A 5,167-nucleotide genomic window follows, 5' to 3' on the forward strand; every position below is an offset into this window, starting at 1 on the left:
AAGTATCCTAACTTTAAGAAAAAACATCAGGGAGGAAGTGCCGAATTTACCAAATCTGCTTTTAAATTTAAAGACAGACAAATCTATTTAGCTAAATGCACAGAACCTTTACCTATTCGATGGTCAAGACAAATACCAGAAAGCTGTGAACCAAGCACAGTAACAGTCAGATTACATCCTTCTGGACGTTGGCATATTTCAATAAGATTTGATGACCCAACGATTAAGCCATTACCAGTAACAGATAAAGCCATTGGAATTGACTTAGGAATTAGTAGCCTCGTGATTACCAGCGATGGTGACAAGGTATCTAATCCTGAGCATTTTAAAAAGTATTATCGGAGACTGCGAAGAGCATCTAAAAGTCTTTCTCGAAAACAGAAAGGCTCAAAAAATCGGGAAAAGGCAAGAATCAAAGTAGCCAGAATTCACGCTCAAATTACTGATAGCAGAAAAGACCATTTACACAAGCTAACCACTCAATTAGTTCGTGAAAACCAAACGATTGTGGTTGAGAATTTAGCCGTTAAGAATATGGTCAAAAACCCGAAATTATCTCAGGCAATATCTGATGTAAGCTGGGGAGAAATCACCCGACAATTAGCCTATAAATGCCGTTGGTACGGGAAAAATTACATCGAAATAGATAGATGTTTTCCCAGTTCTAAACGGTGCAGTAATTGTGGGTATATTGTGAAAAAGCTGCCGTTAAATGTTCGAGAGTGGGACTGTCCGAACTGTGGGACTCACCATGACCGAGACATTAACGCCAGTAAAAATATTTTGGCCGCAGGGCTTGCGGTGTCAGTCTGTGGAGCGACCATAAGACCAGAACAGAGTAAATCTGTGAAGGCAGGTGCGAAAAATCCTTCGGGAAAGAAGCAGAAACCCAAATCGTGAGGTTTGGGAATCGCCGTCCGTTTTACGGCGGCGAGGATGTCAAATAATTTAGATTGTTCTTTTCTTGCACGTCCGCTCACCGATTGCCTCCCAGCCAATGAGTTTAGAATCCGCTACCGATGAAGTCATTAAGCAAAATTTAGAACAATTTCTAATTGTTTTGTCCGTTTCCCTGAGTGTGGCCACGGTTTCGAGGATTTTTAGCTGGTTTCGCCAAATTCCTTACACCCTATTGTTAGTGATAGTCGGTTTAGGTTTAGCTTTCATCGATATCCGTCTGGTGAACCTATCCCCCGAACTGATTCTAGAAATTTTTCTGCCCCCTTTGCTATTTGAAGCCGCTTGGAATACGCGCTGGCGAGATCTGAAGGATAATTGGATTCCCGTCAGTCTTTTCGCTATTGTCGGCGTAATTATCTCGATTTTCGGGGTTGGTTTTACCCTGGATGAATTGACCAATTTACCCCTATTTACGGCCTTATTAGTGGGTGCGAGCCTTTCTTCTACGGATCCCGTTGCTGTTGTCGCTCTTTTTCGCGAATTAGGGGCCAGTAAAAACCTCACCGTGCTTTTGGAAGGGGAAAGCTTATTTAATGATGGGGTCGCTGTCGTCGCTTTCGCTCTTTTGGTGGAAATTCCCCTCGGTGCTAGTGGTCTATCCTTAGAGACAACCATTAGCCGGATTGCCGCTTTTATCGGTATCGGGGTGGCAGTGGGTTGTTTAGTGGGTTTTGGTATTTCCTATCTGACTCAACGTCTCGATTTACCCCTAGTGGAACAGTCTTTAACTCTTGTGTCCGCCTACGGTGCTTATCTATTAACCGAGGAGTTCGGGGGTTCGGGGGTAATCGGAGTGGTGACTACGGGGATTATTTTAGGTAATTTTGGCTCTAGAATTAGTATGAGTCCCCGTACCCGCCTATTAGTCACGCAATTCTGGGAGTTTCTCGCTTTTTTTGTCAATTCGATCGTTTTTCTCCTCATCGGCGATCAGATTCGTCTCTCCAGTTTAGCCGATAATCTCAATTTAATTTTTATCACGATCGCCGCTGTGGTAGCGGCCCGTTTTCTGGCTACCTTTGCTTTGGCAACTGTTAGTAATGCCTTGATGGAAACTAAAATTAATTGGCGGGAAAAAACGGTTTTATGGTGGGGAGGTTTGCGCGGTTCCGTTTCTATTGCCCTAGCTTTAAGTGTGCCGGTTATTTTTCCCAATCGTCAGGATATCATCGATATCGTCTTCGGAGTTGTTCTCTTTACCCTTTTGGTTCAGGGATTAACTATTCAAACTTTCCTATCGAGATTAGACCTGATCGGTGATCAACCAATTCGAGAAAACTATGCGGAACTTTTAGCCCGACGGGTAGCTTTAAAAAGAGTTTTAGACTATCTTTCTAAGTTAGATAAATCTCCCGATGTTGCCCCAGAATTCTTTAGTTATGAGCAGCATCTCGTCAAAGAAAAGTTAAAGACTGTAGAAGCGGAAATACAATCTCTCAACGATAGTTATCCCCAATTACAGCTATTAACAATGGAACAACTTCGGGAAACCCTCCTAGATATCGAAGCTGATACCTACGCTGAATTTATTCGAGCCGGCCGTTTAACTAGCAATTTATCCCCCGTCCTCCAAGAAATTCTCGCTGAAAGTAAAATTAGTGAACAGTAGGACTATTTTGGGGTATATACAATCAATCTCAATTCTCCTAACGATCGACAACTGGCTCCTATGACAAAAACCCCTGCAATTAATGAAGGGGTTTTTGTGGGGTTTTATGGGGGATTTTAGGAGACTTTTGTAGTTTCTTTTTCAGTGGATTGGGAGGGTTTTAGTTTGCGTTTGAGGGTTGAGGCTGCGCCGAGTGTGCCGAGGGCGAGGAGACTGAGGATGGTAGAGGGTTCTGGAATTTTACAACAAGCATCACAGAAAGGTATGGTAGTTTTAGCTAAGAAGAAATTACCAGTAGACTGTGACACTTGAGATAAATCCCATTGAATTTCTAGGTTATTTGTTGAAGAAGTGGGTAAGTTACCTAAATCATTAATCGGACTAATTTCAGCCTTATATTCAATACCTGTACCGGGTCCAAACAGGGAAGAATCTGTCAAAGCAAAATCATTAGGAAGAGGGCCGACACCTCCTCCTATATCTGTAGCTAAAACATAAAAGAAGTCGATAGGTTGAGAACTTAGAATAGGGTTTTGTGGTATATCTATTGTTAGAGGATATATGTTAACGAAATTTGGAAATATATCAGCTATTCTTTTAACAATTTCTACACTAGGCATTGTTATTTTTTTTGTATCGCCGCATAAAGGACAAGTATATGTAAATTTATTTTTTAGCTGCAATGTTGATTCATTAATAATGATGCCAGTTCCCTTAAATTCATATTGTGTGTCAACTCGAATAATTCCCGCTTTTGCAGGCTCAAAAAGACCAACTGTATATAAGGCTATGGGCATTGCTATAGTGGCAAGGGTGAACGATATTGTATTTTTAGGCATATTATCTGAAAAATTGATGGTTTTAGGTCAGCGGGTTTTAAGAGACTTTGTAGCTCAGGTCAAGCAACACTTCAACCCAGCGCCAAAAGGAGATGACAAAAGGATACACATTACCCACCCCCGCACTGTATCCTAAGCTACAATTTAATAAATCTTTATATTCTTCTCCCTAGCTTAGGGATTCACAGGGGAAGAAGTTTCAGGTATTTTCCCATGTTTTACTGCTTCTCAGGCGACCGATCGCCTTCCGTGAGGGATTGTGGCGCGGTGTGTCAGATTCGGTAATAGGGTTCAAAATTTCGCTAATATTGTTAAGTAGCTGGTTATAATTAAATTAAAAATGGATTTTAGGTTCGATCCCCCCTGCCCCCCTTGATAAGGGGGGTGCCGATAGGCGGGGGGATCTGATGATTTTTAACGCCTACCTACTTAGGTGATTATTTACTATGAATATGTCGAGAGAGGAACAATTAAATATCCTTGATCAGATGAAAGATTCTGATATAGATTATTCAGATATAGCCGCTACTGATGCCGAATTTTGGCAAGAAGCTACTATAGAAGCTGCCCGTTGGATGGTATCGAGGGAAAGGCCTATCGCCAGTAGGGGCAATTCATGAATTGCCCCTACTCCGTACCTCCCAACTGGGTTTTAAGTTCTATGATGCCTTACATCTGGCTTTTGCTGAAGCGGGGGGCGCTGATATTTTCCTGACCACCGATGACAGGCTGCTGCGAAAAGCTCAACAATATAGAGATTCAATTAACGTAATGGTAGAGAATCCCTCGCTTTTAGCGATGGGAGTGTCAAAGGAGGATGGCAATGAAATTAGCTGAACTGAGAAAACAAGGATATCAAGCTTTAGTTGACTCTTTAGGGGTGGTGGGAATGCTCCGCTTCCTGCAACAATTGGAAGTCGGCCATGGCGATTACACCGCCGAGCGACATCAGTGGTTAGATGAACTGACCCTCGCCGATTTTCAGAGCTACGTTCAACAAAAGAAAAGCATCAATGGTGGGGAGTTAGGGAGTTAGAAGGCAATAACGTTCTTAAAAATCACGGTTATAATTTAGAGCATAACTTTGGTCATGGTCAGAATCATTTGTGCGAGTTCTTATTGTCTTTGAATTTACTATCTTTTTTATTTCATACTGTTTTGGATTTAGTTAATTACACCTATCAAAAGATTCGTGAGCTATTAGTAACTCGGACTTCTTTCTTTAATGATATTCGTACCCTATTAAAATTTATTTTGTTTAAGAATTGGTCGGAATTTTTATCATTTATTCTCAACGAATATGTCCCATTTAAAAAAGTAAATTTTAGTTGAAAATGCCACATCTCTTGAAGGAGAAAAAGAAAGTTATTTTTAACGAAGGCAGGAGTACGTTTTTGTAACGGGAATTCATGCCACGCTCCAAAAACTTTTCGCCTTAAAAAGCGAGGTTTTAGACCCGATTTTTTCGATAAAAAAAACTAAAATTTTTTTTAGAATTTCATCTAAATTTATGAGTTAAAATAGATTTTTCATGGACAGAGTTTTTAAAACCTGTCTATCTCCAGCGTTGGATGATAATTATCTGTCAAAAAATAATGCTTCTACAGAAGTTCTCTAGTTAGGGTCTGCTGAAAAAGTTTTTCCTAGAAGCAGGGTGTAGGGTGTAGGGTGTGGGGTGTGGGGTTTTACCGATTTTGAGGGGGTCAATTACCTAATTTTCAGGGAAAAAGTACCTGAATTTCCCCCTGATCACTCCCAT

General features: G+C 41.0%; 6 protein-coding genes and 1 pseudogene. 6 read left to right on the forward strand and 1 reads right to left on the reverse strand.

Going from position 1 to position 5,167, the window contains the following annotated elements; all coding sequences use genetic code 11:
- Together IM456_RS17420 and IM456_RS17425 are read left to right on the forward strand one after the other, a co-directional pair.
- On the forward strand, positions 1 to 900 hold a 900-nt coding region (locus IM456_RS17420), incomplete at its 5' end, for an RNA-guided endonuclease InsQ/TnpB family protein (RefSeq protein ID WP_287712794.1).
- 97 nt (positions 901 to 997) lie between these two features.
- Positions 998 to 2,569: a Na+/H+ antiporter gene (locus IM456_RS17425; protein WP_287693636.1), complete on the forward strand. Its 1,572-nt coding sequence runs from the start codon at positions 998 to 1,000 to the stop codon at positions 2,567 to 2,569.
- A gap of 116 nt (positions 2,570 to 2,685) precedes the next feature.
- Here the strand turns inward: IM456_RS17425 and IM456_RS17430 are convergent, their stop codons facing one another.
- A complete protein-coding gene (locus IM456_RS17430) occupies positions 2,686 to 3,408 on the reverse strand; it encodes a PEP-CTERM sorting domain-containing protein (RefSeq protein WP_287693639.1) in 723 nt (240 codons plus the stop codon).
- 446 nt (positions 3,409 to 3,854) lie between these two features.
- Between IM456_RS17430 and IM456_RS17435 the strand changes: the two genes are divergently transcribed.
- The 4 genes and pseudogenes from IM456_RS17435 to IM456_RS17450 all read left to right on the forward strand — a co-directional run.
- The gene (locus IM456_RS17435) at positions 3,855 to 4,028 is read left to right on the forward strand and encodes a hypothetical protein (RefSeq protein WP_287693641.1); all 174 of its coding nucleotides are present in this window, start codon (positions 3,855 to 3,857) and stop codon (positions 4,026 to 4,028) included.
- Between the two features lies 1 nt (position 4,029).
- A complete protein-coding gene (locus IM456_RS17440) occupies positions 4,030 to 4,245 on the forward strand; it encodes a PIN domain-containing protein (protein ID WP_002797011.1) in 216 nt (71 codons plus the stop codon).
- Positions 4,232 to 4,444 (forward strand): hypothetical protein, encoded by a 213-nt coding sequence (locus IM456_RS17445; protein WP_149985894.1) that lies wholly within the window; start codon positions 4,232 to 4,234, stop codon positions 4,442 to 4,444. The genes IM456_RS17440 and IM456_RS17445 overlap by 14 nt, the downstream gene beginning before the upstream one ends.
- A pseudogene (locus tag IM456_RS17450) lies at positions 4,426 to 4,654 on the forward strand (ISNCY family transposase); the annotation flags it as partial. The gene IM456_RS17445 and the pseudogene IM456_RS17450, both read left to right, overlap by 19 nt.
- Between the last annotated feature and the right edge of the window lie 513 nt (positions 4,655 to 5,167).

Source organism: Microcystis sp. M079S1 (assembly GCF_020246425.1).
Taxonomy (GTDB): Bacteria; Cyanobacteriota; Cyanobacteriia; order Cyanobacteriales; family Microcystaceae; genus Microcystis; species Microcystis aeruginosa.

Bases quoted from the DNA above. Each gene is read 5' to 3' on its own strand.
- IM456_RS17425 (WP_287693636.1), top strand. From the start codon at position 998: ATGAGTTTAGAATCCGCTACCGATGAAGTCATTAAGCAAAATTTAGAA.
- IM456_RS17430 (WP_287693639.1), bottom strand. From the start codon at position 3,408: ATGCCTAAAAATACAATATCGTTCACCCTTGCCACTATAGCAATGCCC.
- IM456_RS17435 (WP_287693641.1), top strand. From the start codon at position 3,855: ATGAATATGTCGAGAGAGGAACAATTAAATATCCTTGATCAGATGAAA.
- IM456_RS17445 (WP_149985894.1), top strand. From the start codon at position 4,232: ATGAAATTAGCTGAACTGAGAAAACAAGGATATCAAGCTTTAGTTGAC.